Source organism: Pseudoalteromonas sp. SR45-6 (assembly GCF_014163545.1).
Lineage (GTDB): Bacteria > Pseudomonadota > Gammaproteobacteria > Enterobacterales > Alteromonadaceae > Pseudoalteromonas > Pseudoalteromonas rhizosphaerae.
Window position 1 is genome coordinate 1 of record NZ_JACJDM010000065.1, and the last position, 22,956, is coordinate 22,956.

Annotated in this window: 20 protein-coding genes; 4 read left to right on the forward strand and 16 right to left on the reverse strand. The window is 41.0% G+C overall.

All coding sequences use genetic code 11. From position 1 onward, the window contains the following. Positions 1 to 119: 119 nt before the first annotated feature. Positions 120 to 797, reverse strand: coding sequence for a hypothetical protein (locus tag H5158_RS19695; protein ID WP_182740721.1), 678 nt, complete (start codon positions 795 to 797; stop codon positions 120 to 122). Between the two features lie 462 nt (positions 798 to 1,259). Between H5158_RS19695 and glnD the strand changes: the two genes are divergently transcribed. The 4 genes from glnD to H5158_RS23465 all read left to right on the forward strand — a co-directional run bounded on the left by glnD (position 1,260) and on the right by H5158_RS23465 (position 5,967). Further along, the gene (gene glnD, locus H5158_RS19700; RefSeq protein ID WP_182740722.1) at positions 1,260 to 3,878 is read left to right on the forward strand and encodes a [protein-PII] uridylyltransferase; all 2,619 of its coding nucleotides are present in this window, start codon (positions 1,260 to 1,262) and stop codon (positions 3,876 to 3,878) included. 9 nt (positions 3,879 to 3,887) lie between these two features. Beyond that, positions 3,888 to 4,715 (forward strand): 2,3,4,5-tetrahydropyridine-2,6-dicarboxylate N-succinyltransferase, encoded by an 828-nt coding sequence (gene dapD, locus H5158_RS19705; protein ID WP_182740723.1) that lies wholly within the window; start codon positions 3,888 to 3,890, stop codon positions 4,713 to 4,715. A gap of 240 nt (positions 4,716 to 4,955) precedes the next feature. Continuing rightward, the gene (locus H5158_RS23460) at positions 4,956 to 5,417 is read left to right on the forward strand and encodes a hypothetical protein (RefSeq protein ID WP_259399466.1); all 462 of its coding nucleotides are present in this window, start codon (positions 4,956 to 4,958) and stop codon (positions 5,415 to 5,417) included. A gap of 76 nt (positions 5,418 to 5,493) precedes the next feature. Continuing rightward, positions 5,494 to 5,967 (forward strand): hypothetical protein, encoded by a 474-nt coding sequence (locus H5158_RS23465; RefSeq protein WP_259399467.1) that lies wholly within the window; start codon positions 5,494 to 5,496, stop codon positions 5,965 to 5,967. A 545-nt stretch (positions 5,968 to 6,512) separates the two neighbouring features. Here the strand turns inward: H5158_RS23465 and H5158_RS19715 are convergent. The 15 genes from H5158_RS19715 to infB all read right to left on the reverse strand — a co-directional run. Next, entirely contained in the window at positions 6,513 to 7,541 is a 1,029-nt protein-coding gene (locus H5158_RS19715) for a DUF2804 domain-containing protein (RefSeq protein WP_182740724.1), read from the reverse strand. A 127-nt stretch (positions 7,542 to 7,668) separates the two neighbouring features. After that, positions 7,669 to 8,268 carry a hypothetical protein gene (locus H5158_RS19720; protein ID WP_182740725.1) on the reverse strand — a complete coding sequence of 200 codons (600 nt, stop codon included), beginning with the start codon at positions 8,266 to 8,268 and terminating at the stop codon, positions 7,669 to 7,671. A 111-nt stretch (positions 8,269 to 8,379) separates the two neighbouring features. Continuing rightward, the gene (locus H5158_RS19725; protein ID WP_182718692.1) at positions 8,380 to 8,712 is read right to left on the reverse strand and encodes a Na+/H+ antiporter subunit G; all 333 of its coding nucleotides are present in this window, start codon (positions 8,710 to 8,712) and stop codon (positions 8,380 to 8,382) included. An 11-nt stretch (positions 8,713 to 8,723) separates the two neighbouring features. Continuing rightward, a complete protein-coding gene (locus H5158_RS19730) occupies positions 8,724 to 8,993 on the reverse strand; it encodes a K+/H+ antiporter subunit F (RefSeq protein ID WP_016707651.1) in 270 nt (89 codons plus the stop codon). Continuing rightward, the gene (locus H5158_RS19735; RefSeq protein ID WP_145240454.1) at positions 8,987 to 9,523 is read right to left on the reverse strand and encodes a Na+/H+ antiporter subunit E; all 537 of its coding nucleotides are present in this window, start codon (positions 9,521 to 9,523) and stop codon (positions 8,987 to 8,989) included. The genes H5158_RS19730 and H5158_RS19735 overlap by 7 nt, the downstream gene beginning before the upstream one ends. Further along, on the reverse strand, positions 9,523 to 11,040 hold the full coding sequence (locus H5158_RS19740; RefSeq protein WP_182740726.1) for a monovalent cation/H+ antiporter subunit D: 1,518 nt from the start codon (positions 11,038 to 11,040) through the stop codon (positions 9,523 to 9,525). Before H5158_RS19740 ends, H5158_RS19735 begins: the two co-directional genes overlap by 1 nt. Then, the gene (locus H5158_RS19745; RefSeq protein WP_145240450.1) at positions 11,037 to 11,384 is read right to left on the reverse strand and encodes a Na+/H+ antiporter subunit C; all 348 of its coding nucleotides are present in this window, start codon (positions 11,382 to 11,384) and stop codon (positions 11,037 to 11,039) included. The genes H5158_RS19740 and H5158_RS19745 overlap by 4 nt, the downstream gene beginning before the upstream one ends. Then, the gene (locus H5158_RS19750) at positions 11,384 to 14,176 is read right to left on the reverse strand and encodes a monovalent cation/H+ antiporter subunit A (RefSeq protein WP_149983002.1); all 2,793 of its coding nucleotides are present in this window, start codon (positions 14,174 to 14,176) and stop codon (positions 11,384 to 11,386) included. Before H5158_RS19750 ends, H5158_RS19745 begins: the two co-directional genes overlap by 1 nt. A 213-nt stretch (positions 14,177 to 14,389) precedes the next feature. Continuing rightward, a complete protein-coding gene (locus H5158_RS19755; RefSeq protein ID WP_182740727.1) occupies positions 14,390 to 15,601 on the reverse strand; it encodes a hypothetical protein in 1,212 nt (403 codons plus the stop codon). Further along, positions 15,585 to 16,463 carry a lipoprotein NlpI gene (gene nlpI, locus H5158_RS19760; protein WP_182718695.1) on the reverse strand — a complete coding sequence of 293 codons (879 nt, stop codon included), beginning with the start codon at positions 16,461 to 16,463 and terminating at the stop codon, positions 15,585 to 15,587. Before nlpI ends, H5158_RS19755 begins: the two co-directional genes overlap by 17 nt. 138 nt (positions 16,464 to 16,601) lie before the next feature. Next, complete coding sequence (gene pnp, locus H5158_RS19765; protein ID WP_145240442.1) at positions 16,602 to 18,728, reverse strand: polyribonucleotide nucleotidyltransferase; 2,127 nt, start codon at positions 18,726 to 18,728, stop codon at positions 16,602 to 16,604. A 353-nt stretch (positions 18,729 to 19,081) separates the two neighbouring features. Beyond that, positions 19,082 to 19,351, reverse strand: coding sequence for a 30S ribosomal protein S15 (gene rpsO, locus H5158_RS19770; RefSeq protein ID WP_016707659.1), 270 nt, complete (start codon positions 19,349 to 19,351; stop codon positions 19,082 to 19,084). Positions 19,352 to 19,459: 108 nt separating this feature from the next. After that, positions 19,460 to 20,410, reverse strand: coding sequence for a tRNA pseudouridine(55) synthase TruB (gene truB / locus H5158_RS19775; protein ID WP_145240440.1), 951 nt, complete (start codon positions 20,408 to 20,410; stop codon positions 19,460 to 19,462). Then, positions 20,394 to 20,852, reverse strand: coding sequence for a 30S ribosome-binding factor RbfA (gene rbfA / locus H5158_RS19780; RefSeq protein ID WP_182740728.1), 459 nt, complete (start codon positions 20,850 to 20,852; stop codon positions 20,394 to 20,396). The genes truB and rbfA overlap by 17 nt, the downstream gene beginning before the upstream one ends. A gap of 111 nt (positions 20,853 to 20,963) precedes the next feature. Next, the coding region (gene infB / locus H5158_RS19785) for a translation initiation factor IF-2 (RefSeq protein ID WP_182740729.1) at positions 20,964 to 22,956 on the reverse strand (1,993 nt) is incomplete at its 5' end.

Consider the following 22,956-nt stretch of genomic DNA (forward strand, 5'->3'; position numbering starts at 1 on the left):
TATAATTATATTAAACTTTAAAAAATTAGCTTCCCTTTGTTTGTAACTAACACCAGCAAGCACTACCAACATAATCATAAGTGCGACATAAAACATTTATTACTCCTTATCAAACGACACTATAAACAAGGTTGTGTATAGTAATTACAACCACCACCTGTGCATACCATCATTTGCACTAAGCAAGATGGAAAGGTACCAGGTCCGTTGCCATCACCTCCTCCGATACAACTACTTTGTCCAGAGTCACATACTGAAGGATCTATGCCATTATTAATAAATTGACTATAGTCTCCTTTTAAATTAATACAATCAGCGGGTTTCCCTTGGCAATAGGCAATTAATGCACTCTGACTATTCTTAACTGCTGCATAATAACCATCGGCTAATTGATCTAAAAGAGCTTTATAAACAGCTACTGTAACAGGACTATCTATTAATATGTCAGTTCTTATTTCAGCTAATAAAGTAAAATTCGCCCTTTCCATTTTTTCCAAAAACCTAAAGTCACATTGAGATTTACTAGTATAAGTACCGTAACATTGATCATGAATAGCGCAAGCTTGGCCATAATGAAAATCAGGGATCAATGGATCAGACCAATGTGTTGGAGTGCCGCAGCTCCCTGATGTTTCTGTGCGAAAAGAACGTTGAAAGATTTCTTGATCATGAAGTGATTCAATTCTTTCATATTCCTCTCGAAATAAAAGAGTGAATACTCTAAATAATGCCTCCTCATCTTTACTTAAGCCTATAAGCTCAGCATTTTGAATTTTTTTAATCTGATTTTTTTGCAAGTTAAATAAATAACGCTCTCCATTAATTTTATCTATACAACTTGCTGAGTCTTCCTTACAAAAATATACTGCCTCATGCGTAAGGTTTCTATTAATTTTATAAACATATTGACTATTTTGTTCATTGACTCCAAATGCTTGCAGTTCACTTTCCTTAACTAGAATAGCCCATGCTTGACTACAAAAAAACTAGCAAATATAAATAAAAATAAAAATAAATTTTTCACTGTAAAACTCCTTAACATTAGAAAAACCAAATAAACTATAATAGGAACAAATTAATTCTGCAATTAAAATTTATCTTCTATCGTAATCTGCCTTCTTTAAATTAGTTAACGTTGCAACTTTTTACTCAAGAATTTGTTATAATTACAATGTGTTCATTTCTCGCATTTTTTGCTAATTTAGTGTAAAAACGGTCATTACTAATTGTTTCTGCTATTAAGATAATACGGAGCCTAGGTGGCATTACCCAATAAAGTTAAAAAATTGCTCAGCGATGCTGAGCAATTAACCGATTACCGCGATTGTTCTACTTATTTTTATAAATGGTTACAAAACGAGTTTTCAAAACAGCCAGTCGGTAATTTGATTAATGCCCGGGCTGAGTTTATCGACCGCTTACTGATTAAACTGTTTCATGTTTATGATTTAGCCCATGAGCCAGATTTAGCCTTGATCGCCGTTGGCGGTTACGGTCGCGGTGAGCTGCACCCCTATTCAGATATCGATTTTTTACTGCTAGTTACTGAGCAACCTAGTGATGCAGTGTGTGAAAAAATCGGCCAATTTGTGACCATGCTATGGGATCTTAATTTAGAAATTGGCCACAGTGTGCGTACCATTGAGCAAGCGATTGAGCAAAAACGTGCCGACGTAACTTTTGCCACTAGCTTGCTTGAAAGTCGACTACTGTTCGGTAATCACATTGAATATGAAAAACTCAAAGAGCATATTCTTGATACGCCTGTATGGCACTCTGACGAATTCTTTTTAGCAAAAGTACATGAGCAACAACTGCGTCATAAAAAATGTCACGGTACAGCATACAACCTCGAACCAAATATCAAAGAAAATCCCGGTGGCCTGCGAGATCTGCAAACCATCATTTGGGTTGCTAAAAAACATTTTAGAGCCGAAACCTTACAAGAGCTTATTAGCCACGGCTATCTCACTCATGAAGAATACCAAGAGCTGTTGGAGTGTTTAGAAAATCTCTGGAATATCCGTTTTGCGCTGCATTTAGCGGCTGGACGCTCTGAGAACCGGTTGTTATTTGATCATCAACCACTGGCTGCTGATTTACTTGGCTTTGGTAGCGATGGTAAAGCCTCAGTTGAGCGGATGATGAAGCGATTATTTAGGATCATGAGCCGGGTCCGTGAGCTAAATCAAATGTTGTTATCATATTTTGAACAAAGCATTTTACCGGAAAGTAACGAACAAGCAGTGGTTGAACTCGATCGTAATTTCGAACGTGTTGGCCATCAAATTAGGGTAAAAAATCCGTCCGTGTTCTTTCGCCGTGATCAACTATTTGTATTGTTCGAACACATTGCCGATAACCCTGAAATTACCCATATTTACCCAAGTACTATCCGTACCATCCGCCAAGTGCGCCGTCGTCTGTTAGGAGATTTGCAAGATTATGCCGCCTGTCGTGAAGCCTTTTTACGGCTAATTAAACACCCTAACGGCATGGGCCGTGCATTTACTTTAATGCACAAGCACGGCATGCTTGCCGCTTATTTACCCCAGTGGCGAAACATTTTTGGACAGATGCAATTTGACTTATTTCACGCTTATACTGTGGATGAACATACTCATAAGTTGATCAATAACATTTATCAATATTTTGATAAAGCAAACGTCAGTGAGTTTCCTATTTGTTGTGAAATAGTCACCCGCATGGACAAGCCCGAGCTACTGTATTTAGCAGGCATCTTCCATGACATTGCCAAAGGCCGTGGCGGCGATCACTCAGAACTCGGTGCTGTTGATGCCATTGCTTTTGCCAAATTACATCGTTTTTCAACTTCCGATGGCAAATTGATTGCTTGGCTAGTTAGTAACCATTTACTTATGTCTGTAACTGCACAGCGCAAAGATATTAATGACCCAGATGTGATCAAAGACTTTGCTACTCGAGTTAAAACCGAACGACAACTTGATTACCTATACTGCTTAACCGTCGCAGATATTCGCGCCACTAACGACAACTTGTGGAATGATTGGAAAAACACCTTGTTGCGTGAGCTTTACCTGCATACTCAAAGGGCGTTACGGTTAGGCCTTGAAAATCCTATGGATCAGCGCGACCAAATTCGCGATAAAAAGCATCAAGCCAAACAACGGTTAATCAACAATGGCTATGATGAAAATCAGATTGATTTAATTTGGAGCCGTTTTAAAGCAAATTACTTTACGGCCTTTAGTGAACAACAACTATCATGGCACACCGAACATTTACTAAACTGCGTTGATTTAAGCCAACCCAGTGTTGCGGTATCAAATACAGCCATGCACGGCGGTACACAGATTTTTGTTTATAGCCCCTACTCCGGCGGTTTATTTGCCCGTTTAGTAAGTGTGATCGGCTCTAAAAAAGCGCAAATTCAACATGCTCAAGTGCTCACCACTCGCGACGGCTATGTGCTGTTTAGCTTTGTAGTACTTGAAGTCAGTGGCGACCCGATTGCCAGCGCTCAAGCGCAGTCAATCAAACGCGGCCTTGATCAAGCGCTTGCTGATCCGAAAAAGAAAATTCGCTTTAAAAAGAATCGCTCACAACGCTTTAAAGATTTTAATATTAAACCAAAAATTATCCTGCGCCCTCACCCGCGTAAAGACCGCAGCTTAATCGAAATTCAAGCGGTAGATATTCCTGGCTTATTAACCAAAATTGCCGAAGTGTTTCAAGCCCATTTATTACATATACACGCCGCGCGGATCACCACCGTAGGTGAACGTGCAGAAGATTTCTTCGTGGTATCGAATAACGAATACCAAGCTCTTACCGACGAAGAACAAGCAAAAATTCATCAAGCATTGCGTAAAAAACTCAACGCAGAAACCGAATAAGAGGATCTTATGTCAGATTTAAAAACCACCATTGAAAACGCCTGGGATAACCGTGATAGCATCAGCCCGAGCACAGTACCTAGTGATGTAAAACAAGCCATAATCGATGTACTTGAGCTACTTGATAGTGGTGCCGCACGCGTTGCTGAAAAAATCAGTGGTGAGTGGGTTGTCCATCAATGGCTAAAAAAAGCCGTGTTACTGTCGTTTCGTATTCGTGACAATCAACCAATGAACGACGGCGTAAACCAGTTTTATGACAAAGTACCACTGAAATTTAGCGACTATACACCGGAGCAATTTCAGCAAGGTGGCATGCGCGTTGTACCAAACGCTGTTGCCCGTAAAGGCAGCTTTGTCGGTAAAAATGTAGTATTGATGCCATCATATGTAAACATTGGTGCTTACGTTGATGATGGCACTATGGTTGATACATGGGCCACTGTAGGCTCGTGTGCACAAATTGGTAAGGACGTACACTTGTCAGGAGGTGTTGGCATAGGTGGCGTTTTAGAGCCATTACAAGCCAATCCTACTATCATTGAAGATAACTGTTTTATTGGTGCACGCTCTGAAATTGTAGAAGGCGTGATCGTTGAAGAAGGCGCTGTTATTTCAATGGGTGTTTACATCAGCCAAAGTACTCGCATTTACGACCGCGAAACTGGCGAGATCCACTACGGCCGCGTACCAGCAGGTGCTGTGGTTGTTCCAGGCGCACTGCCATCAAAAGACGGTACTCACAGCTTATACGCTGCAATTATCGTGAAAAAAGTAGATCAGCAAACCCGCGAAAAAGTAGGGATTAATGCATTATTGAGATCGATAGACGAATAATAGAGAGCTGAAAAGTTCTAAACGATAAGCTGATTGACATTAACAGTAAATAAATGAAAGCCCTAAATCTATATAGATCTAGGGCTTTTTCTATCTGTGTTATTTTCTCTTTTATGATAAATATCACCTTTAAATACAACATACTTGATAGCTAAGAACTTATTCTGGTTTATTAGCTTTGATTTGTATGACTGCGGCAACTATAATTATCAATTACATCATTAAGTAATTGAGATCAAGTTGTTACGGCTTTTCGTTATATGTTGGTTCCTGTTACTTGGTTTTCAGCAAGCTTTTGCTACTGAACTAAGCACTTTTGAAAATAAGTTAAACGAAGCTGAAGACTACCTTGTGGTCAACCCAGCGCAATCTATTATTATTCTTGAAAATCTTGACGATATCGATAAAGTTTTACCTGAGTTATTTATTCGTTGGCATCTTATTAACGCCCGAGCAGCCGTTCCGACCAGCCAATTTGACCGCCTTCATCAGTCTGTAGATGCGATATTTAGTCAGCAGCAAGCCCCTTATTTCAAAAAGAGAATAACGTCTATTATGAGTGCGTTAGGTATTTGGCTACGCTATGCAGAGTATTTAGACGATGCCCAACTAAGTTTTCAATGTGGTTATAAATACGCTGAAAATGATCGTCAACGCTTGACGCTTACCAACAGTATGGCACTGGTCGCTATGGCAAAATAACAATGACGAAGCGCGTAACCTATATGCCGAAAGCTATAATTTCACGGTGCGTTTAAACCTCCCTAACGTTGTCGCCATGATAGAAAGTAACTTGGGCTATTTGGCACTTGATGAGAATAAAATCCCAGAAGCTGAACATTATTTTCGTAGTGCCTTAAGCCGTTATCAAATTATTGACAAGCGAGCGGGACAAATTTCTGCAGGATTAAATCTGTTAATGGTATTTTTGATCCAAGATCAAACAATAAACTTTGAAAGATTATACGGACCCACATCCACTTTAACCCATGCCTTTCCCAATGAGGCTAAACAAGCTTTATTACTGTGGCTGGAAATGCGTTTTAAAAAACTTAAAGGAAATTATGTTAGCCGAAAGGACAAAGCAAAATTGCAAATAGCTTACGAGCAATTAGAAAGCGATCAAATGAAAACCTTTGTACACCGTTACTTTGCTAAAAAGCTCGAAGTCCCTATCGCACCACCAAAGAAAATCCCCCCTAAAAAGTTTACTCGTTCTTGGTTTGAGTTAGTTAAAAAATGTCAGTGGTAATTGTTGGTGGCACTTTACAACATTTCCCTTTTTTCTTATTACCAACTGGGTAGATTTAATTTCGCAGCGCTGGGGTTCACGCCTGAGCAATTTGGTTATAGTGAGATTTTTTTGGGACTTGGCTCACTGCTGGGGAGTTACCTTAACAACGGCTTGCTGGCGAAGCATGTGTCGCAGCATTTGCTGTTGCAAGCTGCCGCGACTTTACTCACGTTGGGTGCTGTCGGTGTTTACCTAATACAAGATTCGATTTGGTTTATCACGCAGTGTATTAAGCACTATAGTCGTTGATCAAATCGATTGAATTTAGTGGCGCGGCAACGAGCTGATCTTAGGATAGATGTTAAGTTCATTTTTAAACGATAGTCAGGTTATACCAATCGTGTAAAGTTACTGACCATTTATAACTACAGATAAATGCAGTGATAACAAGGCATAAATTTTGACATGCAGTTGTTCTACTTGAAAAAATTATAACGCAGTTAGCGCTTTATTTAGCTCGCTAGAATGGTTAAATATTTAAATCGATTGGTATTAAGTACTCTTTACCACTTCGCATAGTGGTCTTCGGTAAATCCCCATTCGCCGTTAAGTGTGATAACTTCGTCTGCAAGAGTTATTTCACCATAGTAACGGCCGAAGTGTTGAGTGAAGTTAGTCGCGATAATAATTAAGTTGGTTTTATCTTGGCGTTTACCTGCGGGTTCGAAGTATAAATTGATGATACCGTCGTTTGAACGCAGCCGCCATTTACTCGTTGCTTTAGCATTACCATAGCGCTCAAATTGAAAATCGACCATATCAATTTTATAAAACGTGCCATCGAGCCACAAGGCGTTTTCGGTAAAACCTGTTTCAATAACCCCCGCACTTAAATTTAAACCTAAGCGGCGGCCATCAGCTAATGTGCAGGCTAAACTCCCCCAGTTCCAAAAGGTTTCGCGACGCATGAAACCCGCGCTCCAATCAACACTTGCCAGTACTTTAAGCTCTTCAAATACATATTTGTTACCACGCCACTGAAGTGTTCCAGTACAGGGTAATGCGGCAGTTTTTTGGGTAAAATGAAAGCCTGTAAAACCGGCACGAACACACACCGCAAGCGGGTTATAATTTATCGATTCATCAATACAGGCACTAATTTTCAGCCCGGACTTTAAATTTACCTCTACCGAGCGTATTTGCGGCTTAGCGGTTGTATTAATAGTTACGCTGTTACGCCCTTTTCGAAAAGTCGCTTGCCCGGTGTTTGGTGTGCTATCAATACACGTATTTAAAGCCAGTAAGCTGATAAAACTGACTTCATCGAATTCTGTCGTTTGTGGGTCGTATACATATACAAAACAGTGACTCGCAATTTTTAAATCAACGATCGCTAAACCAATAATTAACTGCTCGCAACTCAAACTAATAAATTGAAATTGATTAAAGCTTAACTTTTTAAAAAGCGTACTTCTGGATTTACCCATAGTACTACGCAGGTCAAAATCCAAGTAATTGATGTCATCTACTCCATCTGGAAAAATACCAAAGTCGACTTGTCCATCTTGGTCGATCAACTCTTTTTTAGCCATATAAAAAGCTTCCTTTAGTATCTAAAATACAATCATTCGCTTATTAACCTCGTACAGTAAACCTACAAACGCAAATAATATAAATTTATCATGCTGATATTAAATTTAGCTCAGAGCAACTTAAAGCTTACCGTTTAAAACTTAACACATTACAGCCAAATCCACTGATATCTATTGGTTTAATTTGTTCGCCTTTACCACTGTGATCGTCATGCTTGATGATTAAGGTATTCGCTTTTTCACTAAATGTGAACGACCCTAACCAATCGAGGGTGGCTATCGGTGTTAAACTATAAAAGCCATTTTTATCAGTGCATTGATAAGAAAAATAATGCGTTGCTTTGCCAAACGCGCCAACATCCGAGGTATACACACTAATATTCCCCTGTTGCCGGTAGTCGTCGGCTTGAGTGCCAAGCACTAGATACAATGCACTAATGATTGCTAGGACAATAAATTGGATCCCTGCCAATATAAAAAAGCTGATATCAAATAATTTAGCATACCAAACTCGGGGCTCGTCATGATGGGGATGACCGTGGCTTGCTAACAAAAAGCCACCGATAGTCACCAATATTAATTTAATCGGCATCATATAAGCACTGAGTAAATACATGCTTTTTGCATTATGCCATTGCAGCCCAAAAGCCGTTGGTATAAATAAACTATCTAGCAACGGCAATAATATCAGCAAGCACGCGATAATAAGTTTTTTATGTTTTAGCATTTATAAGTGATGGAAGTTGATGATAGGTTTGAGTGTACAAATAAAAACCGTTAATAAAAAGCCCGTTAAAGTAACTTAACGGGCTGATATTAATCTTCAATCTTCAAAAAATTAATCGTCTTCGATGTTATCCAAACCTTTGGTGCCGTCTTTAGCTTTTAGTTTATGGTGGATTGCTGATTTTATTAGCATGTAACCGCTGATCGGTGCGGTGATCAATAAGAAAATTGAGATCAATAATTCTTTGACACTAACGCCATCTTGCGTGTTGCTAAAAAATATCATCGCGGCGATTAGCATTCCAGCCATGCCAAGGGTTGTAGCTTTTGTAGGACCATGCAGACGCATAAAAAAGTCCGGCATTTTGATAAGGCCTATCGAGCCTATTAATATAAATGCACCACCGATTAATAATAATATAGAAACTATCCATTCACTGATCATGTTATTACCCTTTATTCGATGATGTCGCCACGTAACAAGTACTTACATACCGCTACTGTACTTACAAAGCCAAGCATCGCGATTAACAGTGCAGCTTCAAAATACAACCCTGTGCCCATACTCATACCGTATAAAATAATTAACGCTATGGTATTAATATACATAGTATCTAGCGCTAAAATGCGGTCAGGTACAGAAGGGCCTACCACCAAACGCCATAAGTTAAGCAGTAACGATAAACCAATCATTGCAAAAACAATTAAAAAGACCGTTTCTAACATTGAAATATCTCCTTAAGAGGTGCTTCGTAACGTTGTTTAATGGTGTCGATCAATGCTTGTTCGTCATCTAAATCTAATACATGAATAAGCAAATAACGCTGCGTTGGTTGCTCACCCTCAGCGAGAGATTCAGGTATCGGATATACCTCTGCACTTACGGTGCCCGGTGTGAGCGATACTGTGCTTGCCAAAATAGTGATAGGCATAGCATGACTGAGCTCTATTGGTACTTTTACAAACGCGGGACGCAGTTTTTTAACTGGCCCAAGAATAAGCAATGCGACTTGCATATTGGCGGTAATAATGTCGTACATCACGATGATTAACTGCTTTAGCGCTAAACCGGGCTTAATAATAAGCGGTTGTGGTTCGCGAAATGGAAAACTGACTAAAGGAATTAAAATAGCGAATATCACAGCCAACACTATATGACCTGCCGATACGCTGTTATTAAGTAGCAGCCATACGACAAACAATAATGCACTGCGAAAAGGTGTTGGTAACCAACGAAAACGTGATTCTAAACGCATTATAAGCCCCCTCCAAGTACCGTATTGATACCACCGGTAATATCATGCAATTGCGTAGCAGCAGCAATCATATATTCACTTACTGCGCCGCCAAAGATCACTAACAAAGGCGAACAAACTAATAAAGCAATTATTGCCGTGACCTGCAATGGATGCGCTTTTACTCCTTCAGTCGGTTCACTGTCTTGGTGTTTGCGTTCCCAAAACAAGGTAGTACCCGCTCGAGATAATGCGACCAATAATGCAAAGCTGGCAAGCAAGTAAACAGGCCAAAATAGCAATGCTTTTTCGCTATCTAAGGTGGTTTTTAAAATCCACACTTTACCAATAAACCCTGACAGTGGTGGCATGCCGACTACAGCTAAAGCAGCAATAATAAAGCACGTGCCTAATAAGTATGGTTGCGCTACGCCGCGTCCTGGCGCAAAACGATCCGCAACTTTACCACGCTGATGAGCAATTAGGTCGGCCACTAAAAATAAGGCCGCGCACACTAAGGTTGAATGCACTAAGTAATACAACAGCGCCGCTGTGGCATTAATGTTTTGTAATGCGACTAAGGCGACTAACGTCCCCACCGATACAATCACTAAATTAGCAGTGAGCTTACGTAAATCTTGCGCGGCAACAACACCAATGGAGCCAACTATAATAGTTGCAACGGCCAAGCCCCACAACCATGGTTGTGCCATGTGTGCAAGTTGTCCTGCTTCATCACCAAAGATAACGGTATAGACACGCAGCATTGCGTATACACCCACTTTAGTCATAATTGCGAATAATGCTGCCACCACAGGCATTGCACTAGCGTAAGTATTGGGTAACCATAAGTGCAGTGGTAACAATGCGCCTTTTAGCGCAAAAACAACCAGCAGTAATAACCCACCAATTTTTGCAAGGTAGACGTCATCGCACTGTAACTGCGACACTTTTTGTGCCATATCGGCAATATTCAAGGTGCCTAATACACCATATAAAATACCCAGTGCAATCAAAAAAACACTCGATCCAATCAGGTTTAAACTCACGTATTGAATGGCTGATCGCGTTTTGTGTTTATCACCGTCATGCATTAGTAATGAGTAGGAAGCAATTAACAGCACTTCAAAAAATACAAACAGGTTGAATAAATCCCCTGTTAAAAACGCACCGTTAACACCCAGTACCAAAAAGTGTACTAAAGGATGAAAAAAGCCCCCTTTTTCATCATCTCCCATACAGCTGTACACAGTAACAGCCAAACCTAGAAATGACGTTAGTAACACCAGTAGGACTGACACTAAATCAGCAACCAGCACGATCCCAAATGGGGCTTGCCAGCCGCCGATGGCATACACAATAATGCCTGACTGGAAAACTTGCCATAATAATAGCGCACTGACGAAAGTGTTTAATAATGCCATGACTACAGAGGCAACACGACGAATAGGAATACTTTTCCCACAGGGAGGTAACAGTAAAATAATGCCGGCAAGCATAGGTAATAAAATTGGCCAAGAAGCTAGATGCTGGATCATTTGTGCTCCTTGTGTTCAATTTTACCTAAGTGACCATCTACATGATCATTGCCTAAATCAGCACGACCACGAATTGCCAAAATCACGACAAAGGCGGTCATTGCAAAACCAATTACAATAGCTGTCAGTACCAACGCTTGCGGCAGCGGATCGGCATAGTCAGTGCCGGTACCAAGCACGACGGCTTTATTAATAGTTAAGCGCCCCGCAGAGAATAAAAATAAGTTCACTGCATATGACAGCATCGTTAACCCTAATACTACCGGAAAAGTCCGTGCTCTTAGGATCAAGTACACCCCACAAGTCACCAGTACACCAACGCATGATGCGTATAACAGTTCCATTAAATATTTACCTCTTTCTTAGGTGTATCTGCGGTTAACTTACCTAGGCTTGCGAGTATCATTAAGGTCGCGCCGACTACGGTCATGTAAACACCTAAATCAAATACGATGGCACTGGCCAGTTCTACTTTGCCGATAAATGGCACATCAAAATATTCAAACCAAGTGGTTAAAAACGGTCGTCCAAATGCCCAACTTCCTAGCCCTGTTAACATTGCAATGGCGATACCCGAGGCAATGATCTTTCGATAGTTCACATCAAAGCGCTCAGAGATCCAAATTGAACCATGAGCCATATACTGCAAAATAAAGGCAATTGCAGTGACTAACCCGGCAATAAAGCCCCCACCAGGTAAGTTATGACCGCGCAAAAAGATATACGCAGAGACTAATAACGCCAATGGCAATAAACTTTGTGAAATACTGGCTAATAACAGAGGATGACGTTCTCGCGCCCAAGGGCGACCTTCACTGTCACTGGCTGGCATAAACAATGGTAAATTAGTTAATACTTTATAAATACCTAATGCTGCAATCCCCAGTACCGTGATTTCCCCTAGGGTATCAAAGCCCCTGAAATCAACCAAAATAACGTTTACGACGTTGGTACCGCCTCCGCCAGTTTTTGCATTGGCGATAAAGAAATCTGAAATTGACTCAAGCGGACGCGTTAATAATGCATAGCAAATACTGGCAATAACCACCCCCACTGCTGAGGCAATCCCTAAATCACGTAAAATACGTAATGAACTCGACTCTTTAGGTGTGCGTTGCGGTAAGAAGAATAATGCCAGCATTAATAAAATGACTGTCACTACCTCTACGGTTAACTGTGTAAGCGCTAAATCGGGCGCTGAGAAGCGAGTAAATGCCACTGAAACCATTAACCCTACGATTGATATCATCAATAACGATACCATCCGTGAGCGATGCCAAATCACAGTGCTAATGGCACCGATGATCATTAAACCTGCACCAATGGCATTATGAAAATCGATCGGCGTACGTGGCGCAGTACCCGCCAAAGCGTTCATTTCAAACAATGGCCAACCAGCACACAACAATACGACCCCCAACATCACAACAATGTAACGTTGCAGAGAACCATTTTCGGTGCTGCTGATTTTTTCTTGACTCCACTTAATGATCGCATAGACAAACCGCTCAAAGGTTTTTTTAGCATTTAATGGAGGTAGTGATGCTTGAAACTTAAATAAGTGCTTACGCTGAATATATATAAATACACCGCCCACGACAGCCATCGCACTCATAAGCAATGGTAAATTAAAACCATGCCAAATTGACAGTTTAAACTGTGGTGTCGCTTCCCCAAGAACTGCTAGCGACGCCGCTGACAAAATACCATCAACCACAAAGTTTGGAAACATACCGACTAGTAAACACAACACAACGAGTATTTCGATTGGCACACGCATATAGCGAGGAGGCTCATGCGGTGTTTTTGGTAAATTGATTGGGTCGCCATTAAAGAATACATCGTGAATAAAGCGTGCCGAATATGCCACAGAAAAAGCAGCCGCTAGAGTTGCTAATACAGGAATAAGCCACGACATAGAACCTAGTATTTGTTGATGTAAGGTTTCTGCAAAAAACATTTCTTTTGACAAGAAACCATTTAATAGCGGCACCCCAGCCATTGCCGCCGCCGCAACCATTGCCAGTGTCGCTGTATAAGGCATAAATCGCCACATACCATTGAGCTTACGCATATCTCGCGTACCAGTTTCATGATCAATAATACCGGTGGCCATAAATAATGACGCTTTAAACGTTGCATGGTTAATAATATGAAATATTGCCGCTACTGTGGCAAGTTCAGTATCTAACCCAAGTAATAAAGTGATCAAACCTAAATGGCTAATGGTTGAATACGCCAGCAGCCCTTTTAAATCATGCTTAAATAAAGCGATGTAGGCGCCGACCAATAACGTTGTTAAGCCGGTCATGGCAACCAAAATAAACCAGATATCTGTTCCAGCTAACGCTGGATAAAAACGTGCAAGTAGGAAGATACCGGCTTTTACCATAGTCGCTGAATGCAAATAGGCACTCACTGGCGTTGGGGCTGCCATTGCGTGCGGTAACCAGAAATGAAATGGGAATTGAGCTGATTTAGTAAATGCACCTAGCAATACCAACACTAATGCAACTTCGTATAAGTCATGTGACTGGATCAATGTTTTGCTAGCTAAAATAACGTCTAGATCATAGCTACCAACAATATCACCAAGCAGAAGTAAGCCGCCTAGTAGAGCTAATCCGCCTGCTCCAGTGACTGCTAATGCCATACGTGCCCCTTTACGGGCCTCTGATTTATGCCACCAAAAACTGATTAACAAAAATGAGCTAATACTGGTTAATTCCCAAAACAGCCATAGTTGAATCACGTTATTCGACATCACAATACCGAGCATTGCAGTCATAAACAGCATTAAGTAACAGTATAATTTTGGCATCGAGTCATTATTACTTAGGTAATAACGGGTATAAAAAATAACCAGCAACCCGATCCCTAAGATCATAAAGATAAACAATAAGCTTAAGCCATCTAGGCGAAAAGCCAGCTCCATACCCAGCGCTGGTATCCATTGTGTGGTAAAGCGAATTGTCTCACCCGCTAAAACCGCTGGCGTGTGATAAATCGCAATTGCTAAGGCGCATAAAGGCGCTAGCATAGTTAAGCTCGTAGATTGATTACGAGTCAATTTGCCGGTGCAGGAAGAAATAACACTGCCAATTAAGGATAACAGGGGTATCCAGAGCAAAGTCATAGAGAGAAACCTTTTGAAGTCATAAGAGTATCAATACACTGCTAGTTAGTTTTAGTTTAGTACTGGTCATTTCGGATGGTTTTAATTTTAGCTTCAATAAACGCTTTATAGGTATATAGTTATACTGATCAGCGACGATTTTGTCTATAGTAAGCCCTTCTACCTGCTGTTATTTTGTACTATTTTAGTGCTGACAGCATATTATTTACAACTTTATCCCTCAATATTTTTTTTTGTCATTTTGTTTATAAAGTTCATAGGTGCTTTAAATTGCTGAAAATAGTCGCTAAATCGTAGTGGTTGATAGCTCGGATCAGTAATTTGTTGCAACCATAATTGTTGATAATACACTGACAAAGGGATTTGTTGATATTGCATTATTGACCAGTTATGACTTGGTTTATATGCTTTAATTGGTGTTTGACAGCTATCACTTAGCTGCCAGCCAGCCGGTGGTGTAAGATCATTGGCAATAAAAAGGTTCGGCGCCACCAAGCCTTTTTGATTACATAGCCACGCCTGCTTCGCTGCGGGTAACGGATACTCATCTTCAAAGCCGTTAAAGTGCATCAGCTCATGTAAAAATAAACCGTAATAACTCGCCGAGTTTAAGTGCATTATGCCACCTTGCACATTGCCTGAGCCAGTTGCGGTCATCATCACTATAAAATCAAAGCCCGTTGGCCAAGCTTTATTGTGAGCTAAAGGCTGCCAATCACATTTAGCGGCATGTTGCGGCTGTTGTTGGCAGTTTATGGAGTCCCCTAAATAAATAGGCTTACTAAAACAAAAGCTGCCTGAGCTCGGTTGGGGGTGTTGTTGATAACGAATTTTAAATGCATTAAGTTTTGCTAAACCTTGGCGATGATCTGTCATCATCAACACATTAAACTGACACTGCGGTTGCGCTTGCAGCTGTGAAAAGGATAATAAAAATCCCTCATGACTGGCAAAGCTTTGGTCAATACTCGCCGGTGTGGCGCCATGGTGTAATTTTAATTGTTCTGCCGCATGACTTGCAGGCAACAGGTGTTGCTCTGCCAGTGATGTTAAATCATCCCAACGTTCTGATTGCAGTAACAATGCACTGAGTCTGCGGCGCTTATCAACACTTTGCTGAGCCACGCTGACACGCCAAAAAGGTAAAGCCGATTGTGCCTGATCATTTGTTAGTAACCGCAGTGCCCAAGCAAATTGTGCATCCGTAACAGCATTTATAGCTAATAAGTATAAGGTAGCATCAGTCAATGAATTAAGCTGAGCATTAAAATCGTCAATAAAACGATAATAACTAATAAGAATAGAATCTGGGGTATGTTTTACATGCCAAAAGGCAATATCGCGATGCTGATTAACTGAGCCTGGTAAATATCCCAAACTCAGCATAACAACAACGCTAATAAATAATTTAACTGTCGTTTTCACCAGCCATTAACTCAAGCTCTAAACGGGCATATTTATATTCCACAAACTCATGCACATTGGTGGCAAGTGCTAAACGAAAGAAATCTGCGGCTTGATAATCAAGCCCTTTAGCTTGATATATTTTAGCTAAATAAAAGTAAGCTTCGCATAGCCGCTGCGCATATTCTTGTTCAGTTTTAACACCATCGGCAAGACTTGTTAAAAAGCTCTGCTCGCTCATATCGCCCAAATAAAGTGATATTAAACTATACGCCCATTGGCTATCATCCAGCCCTTGTGCATTGCTTTTTAAGTTTGCTAAAGCTTGCACAGGATCAGCGCTTGCTTGCGCTAGATAAAGCCATAACACCCGGTAAGGATCACTTGGCGAACGAGATAAAAACTCTTTAAGATCAGCTGCTGCAAGATTTGCTCTATCGCCATAGTAAAGAGCAATACCACGATTTAAGTAGGCATATTCGTGTTGCTCATTGAGTTCTAACGCTGAATCAAAAAATTCATAGGCTTTTTCAAATTGTTGCATCAAGGTATGGTGAATACCTAAAAAGTTATACACTTCGGCTAAATCGGGCTTCAATTGCACAGCACGATTAAAATCAATCCGCGCCAAGGTAGACATACCTAAACTATCAAATAATACGCCACGGTCATAAAATAATTTTGCTTGTTGATCTGGCGCTAGATCAGCACGATTTAATAATTCAGAATAACGAGCTATCGCTATTTCACTACGAAAATCAGACGCTAAAGGCGCAGTGAAAGGCACATTCACAATCGCAGTCGGTTGTGCTTGCGAAGTAGATTGACAGGCGCTTAAAGACAGAATAGCAAACGATGCCAAGGCTATGTGTTTAAGTATCATTAAAATCCTTTATACCAAGATAAGTAGCAAACTGATAGGACAAGTGCTATCCAAAGAGGTTTCATTAAAGCATAAAAAAAGAGGCTATACAGCCCCTTTTTATATTATCCAGAGAATATCTGGATTAAATATCAACAATTAAGCGTCAGTTGGTGCATCAGCTGCGGCAGCTGCTGATTCCATTGCTTCTTTGATACTTAAACGTACACGACCTTGACGGTCTACTTCTAGTACTTTAACTTTAACTTCTTGACCTTCAGATAGGTGATCTGTCACGTTATTTACGCGCTCAGTACTGATCTGAGAGATATGCACTAGGCCATCTTTACCAGGAAGAATGTTTACAAACGCACCGAAATCAACGATACGTACAACTTTACCTTCGTAGATAGTACCTACTTCTAGTTCAGCTGTTAATTGCTCAATGCGGCTGATTGCATTTGCTGCGCTTTCACCGTCTGTTGCTGCAATTTTGATTGTACCGTCATCACCGATTTCAATCGTAGTACCTGTTTCTTCAGTAAGTTGACGAATAGTTGCGCCGCCTTTACCGATAACTTCTGCGATTTTCTTCTGTGGTATCTTCATAGTGTAGATACGTGGAGCAAACATTGAAAGCTCTTCAGATGGAGCAGAAATCGCTTCGTCCATCACACCTAAGATGTGTAAACGTGCAGCTTTTGCTTGTTTAAGCGCAATTTGCATGATTTCTTGAGTGATACCTTCAATCTTGATATCCATCTGTAGTGCAGTGATACCTGCAGCAGTACCAGCTACTTTAAAGTCCATGTCACCTAAGTGATCTTCATCACCTAAGATGTCAGAAAGAACTACGAATTTTTCGTCTTCTTTAACTAGACCCATCGCGATACCCGCAACAGACGCTTTAATTGGCACACCCGCATTCATAAGTGCAAGTGAAGTACCACATACTGATGCCATTGAAGATGAACCATTTGATTCAGTGATCTCAGATACAACACGGATTGAGTAAGGGAACTCAGTCAATGTAGGCATTACAGCTTGGATACCGCGCTTAGCTAGGTTACCGTGGCCGATTTCACGACGCTTAGGAGAACCTACAAAACCAGTTTCACCTACGCAGAACGGAGGGAAGTTATAGTTAAGCATAAAGTGGTTTTTATGTGTCCCAGTTAAATCATCGATTAACTGTGAATCACGTTCTGTACCAAGTGTAGCTGTTACCAGTGCTTGTGTTTCACCACGCGTAAAGATTGCAGAACCGTGAGTACGTGGCAATACGCCAGTCATTACGTCAAGTGCACGGATCATATCTGGTTCACGACCATCGATACGTTTTTCGCCAGCAGTGATGCGCCCACGTACGATTTTCTTCTCAAGAGAACCAAATACTTTGCCAACTTCTTGCTTGTCTAGTGACTCGCCTTCAGCAAGCTCAGCTGTTAATACAGCAACAACTTCGTCTTTAGCTACGCCAAGTGCTTCTTTACGAGCCACTTTATCAGTGATGCGGTAAGCTTCGCCTACTTTATCAGCTGCGATTGCTGCTACTTTATCTTCTAAAGCAACGTTCTTTTCAGGTGCTGCCCAATCCCATGTAGGTTTGCCAGCTTCTGCTTTGAATTCGTTGATTGCGTTGATGATAGCTTGAGATTGCTCATGACCATATACAACCGCACCTAGCATAACGTCTTCTGCAAGTACGTCAGCTTCTGATTCAACCATAAGTACTGCGTTATCAGTACCAGCAACAACTAAATCAAGTTGGCTTTCTTCAAGCTCTTTTAACGTTGGGTTAAGTACGTATTCGCCGTTGATGTAACCAACGCGCGCTGCACCAATTGGACCACTGAATGGGATACCAGAGATAGCAAGTGCTGCTGAAGTACCGATCATCGCAACCATATCAGGTTGAATTTCAGGGTTAACAGAAACAACAGTAGCAATAACTTGTACTTCGTTTACAAAACCATTTGGGAAAAGTGGACGAATTGGACGGTCAATAAGACGTGCAATAAGTGTTTCACCGTCGTTTGGACGACCTTCACGCTTTAAGAAACCACCAGGGATACGACCTGCAGCGTACATACGCTCTTGGTAGTTAACTGTTAGTGGGAAAAAATCTTGGCCCGGTTGTGCTTCACGCTTACCAACAACAGTAACTAATACTGATGTGTCGCCAATACTTGCTAGTACTGCGCCGTCTGCTTGACGAGCGATTGCACCGGTTTCTAGGGTAACTGTATGTTGACCTAGTTGAAATTCTTTAATAATTGCTTGCACTTAAAATGTTCCTTAAATGTGTTCTAATAAGTTGCCATCAAAGTACCAATTACAGTACATAATTGTATTCAGTTGGAAATCAATTAAGTACTACAATTGGCAATGATGTGAATAAGCGTAGATAAACCTTTTTATCTACGCGCATAGTATATAACAAAGTAATGCAAAATTGCGAGCTTAGTCCCTAGATAAAAGTGGTGATAATAGGCGCGCTAAAAAGTGTGCTTTGCTGTCACTAACTATGTGGCTTTTATTTGATATTTCAAGAGAATTAATTGTTGTGGACAGAGAGAGTGAGAAATTTCAGGCACAAAAAAAGGAGCTATAAAGCTCCTTTCTATGTAATCTAGTTCTTAGCGACGTAGGCCAAGTTCTTGGATTAACGCAGTATAACGTGCAATGTCTTTACCTTTAAGGTAATCAAGCAGTTTACGGCGAGTGCTTACTTTACGAAGCAGACCACGACGTGAGTGGAAGTCATGCTTGTGATCAGCAAAGTGACCTTGAAGCTTGTTGATATCAAAAGTAAGAAGTGCAACTTGTACTTCAGGTGAACCAGTGTCGCCTTCTGCACGTGCGAATTTTGCGATGATATCGATCTTTTCTTGATTGCTTAGTGACATAGTAACTCCAAAAATAAAATTTAAAAGGTGTCTTAGCCGATCACTAATTCAGCCAAAACGATTAGCGGGCGTATTCTACCAGCTACGGCAATAACTACAAGCTAAACTTTACGCTGTTGTTTCTTGCTGATTTGATAAGCCACGTTTTGACTTTAAATGGCCATCAGGATTACGTTCACCAGTGCCAATAAACACACCATCAGCGAGCACTTTAATTGCCCCTTCTGGCAGTTCAATATCAAGTACAACCGCCTGACCATGGCTAAAAGAACTACCTTGCTCTTTACTGAGCTCAACCACAGGTAGACCAACTAATGCGGTGTCCATTGGCAGTAATAGTTCATCAAGATAAGTAGAAGGCGTAAGCTCTTCTTGTTTCGCTTTTACTAATAACGCTTCTAACTGCTCAAGTGACACCATTTTGTCAGCAGGGTAATGCCCTACCGCACTGCGATGCAACATGATCACATGCGCGCCACAACCCAGGTTTTCGCCTAAGTCATCGACGATAGTACGAATATAAGTACCTTTTGAAACATGGGCGGTCATTTGCACTTCGTTATTAGCTTCATCGAACTCATCTAGTGTTAAACTAAATACGTTGATTTTTCTGCACTTGCGAGGTACTTCAATGCCTTCACGCGCATATTTATATAAAGGTCGGCCTTCATATTTTAACGCTGAATACATTGACGGGTATTGATCTGACTCACCTAAAAACTTAGCAATTTCTTCGCTAAGTTGCTCAGCCGTCACATTGACATCTTTAGTACTGACAATTTCACCATCAGAATCTGATGTTGTCGTACGTTCACCTAATTTAGCGCGAACTACATAGGTTTTGTCAGTATCGAGTAAAAACTGAGTAAATTTAGTCGCTTCACCAAAACAGATAGGCAGCATACCCGTTGCAAGCGGATCAAGGGCACCGGTGTGCCCCGCTTTTTGTGCAAAATACACACTTTTAGCTTGCTGTAGCGCTTTATTTGATGAAATGCCTATTGGTTTGTTTAACAACAAAATACCGTCAACTGGACGGCCTTTACTGCGCTTTGCCATCTGTATTAGTGCCTTTTTCGCTGTCTGTTTCGTCGATATGCTCTGCATCATCTACGCTATCAACTTCGTCATCTACATGCTTTGCTTTATCTTCACGAATAATAGAATCAACAAGGTTTGAAATACGCATGCCTTCCATCAGTGAATTATCAACCACAAACTTAAGCTCTGGCATAATACGGGCACGAATGCGTTTGCCAAGTAGTGAGCGAATATAACCGGTCGCTTCATTTAATACTTTAGCACTTTGCTTTGCAGCATCTTCATCTTGGGTGTTAAACACAGTAATAAAGATTTTTGCATAAGATAAATCACGTGATACTTCTACAGCAGATACTGTAACCATACCTAAACGTGGATCTTTAATTTCACGTTGCAAAATAACAGCAATTTCTTTTTGAATTTGCTGAGCAACACGATCAGTACGAGAAAACTCTCTCATTAGACTCTACTCTAAAAATTATAACTCATTGAGAAATATAAATAAGTTATTTAAATAATGGATACACAAATGGGGGCTGAGCCCCCATTTATTATCTTAGCTTACGAACAATTAAAGTGTACGTTGTACTTCAACTGTTTCGAATACTTCGATTTGGTCACCAACGCGAACGTCGTTATAGTTCTTAACGCCGATACCACATTCCATGCCGTTACGAACATCAGCAACATCGTCTTTAAAGCGACGAAGTGACTCAAGCTCACCCTCGTAGATAACCACGTTATCACGAAGTACACGAATTGGTGCGCTACGTTTAATAACACCTTCAGTAACCATACAACCAGCGATAGCGCCAATTTTAGGTGACTTGAACACGTCACGAACTTCAGCTAGACCAATGATCTCTTGCTTGAACTCTGGTGCTAACATACCAGACATAGCTTGCTTCACTTCGTCAATCAAGCTATAGATAACGCTGTAGTAACGTAAGTCTAAGTTCTCAGACTCAATTACTTTACGTGCCGATGCATCAGCACGAACGTTAAAGCCAACCACGATTGCATTAGATGCTGCAGCAAGGGTTGCGTCAGTTTCAGTGATACCACCTACGCCTGAGCCTACAATCTTCACTTTAACTTCATCTGTTGACAGTTTAGTCAATGAATCAGAGATTGCTTCGATTGAACCTTGAACGTCTGCTTTAAGTACCACATTAACTTCAGACACATTGCCTTCAGTCATGTTAGTAAACATGTTTTCAAGCTTCGCTTTTTGCTGACGTGCTAGTTTAACATCACGGAATTTACCTTGACGGTAAAGTGCAACTTCACGGGCTTTACGCTCGTCTTTAACTACAGTTGCTTCGTCGCCCGCTGCTGGAATACCAGATAGACCTAAAATCTCAACTGGGATTGAAGGACCTGCAGACTTGATGTCTTTACCGTTTTCATCGCGCATTGCACGAACACGACCATACTCAAGACCACATAATACAATGTCACCTTGGTTAAGCGTACCAGATTGTACAAGGATAGAAGCAACTGGACCACGGCCTTTATCAAGACGAGATTCAATAACAACACCAGCAGCCATACCCACAGTTGGAGCAGTAAGTTCTAACAACTCAGATTGGTTTAATACCGCTTCAAGAAGGTCATCAATACCTAAACCAGTTTTAGCAGAAATATGCACATACTGTGTATCACCGCCCCACTCTTCAGGAATAACGTCTAGTTGAGCAAGCTCATTCTTAACGCGATCTGGGTCTACGCCTTCTTTATCCATTTTGTTAACAGCGATAATTAAAGGAACGCCAGCTGCACGCGCATGCTGAACCGCTTCTTTAGTTTGTGGCATTACACCATCATCTGCTGCAACCACTAGGATTACGATATCTGTTGCTTTAGCACCACGAGCACGCATTGACGTAAACGCCGCGTGACCAGGAGTATCCAAGAAAGTGATCATGTTACCATTTACGTCAACATGATAAGCACCGATATGCTGTGTGATACCACCGGCTTCGCCAGAGGCCACTTTTGCTGAACGAATATAATCAAGCGTTGACGTTTTACCATGGTCAACGTGACCCATTACAGTTACTACTGGCGCACGTGGCTCAGATTTACCATCTTCATGACGGTCATTTAGTACTGTTTGCTCTAATTCGTTTTCTTTAACAATGATAACTTTGTGGCCCATTTCTTCTGCAACTAACTGTGCAGCTTCTTGGTCGATCACTTGGTTAATGGTAACCATGTCACCCATTTTCATCATTGTTTTTACAACTTCAGCGCCCTTAACGGCCATGCGTGATGCAAGCTCAGCAACTGTAATTGTTTCGCTAATACGCACTTCGTTTTTCACGTCAACCGTTGGCTTTTGGAAGCCATGTTGTAATGAAGCTGGTGCTTTTAGCTTGCTTTTCTTGCCTCTCGAAGGAACAAATTTCTCCTTCGCTGGGGCTTTTTTCTTTTTCTTAGCACGGCGTGTGCCTTGCTCATCACGCGCATCAGCAACATCTTCTGCTTCACGTGCGTAAGTAGAAGTCGTAAGGTGGTGATCAGCGGTTTCTTCGCGCTTCTTACGTTCTTCTTCTTCTTTC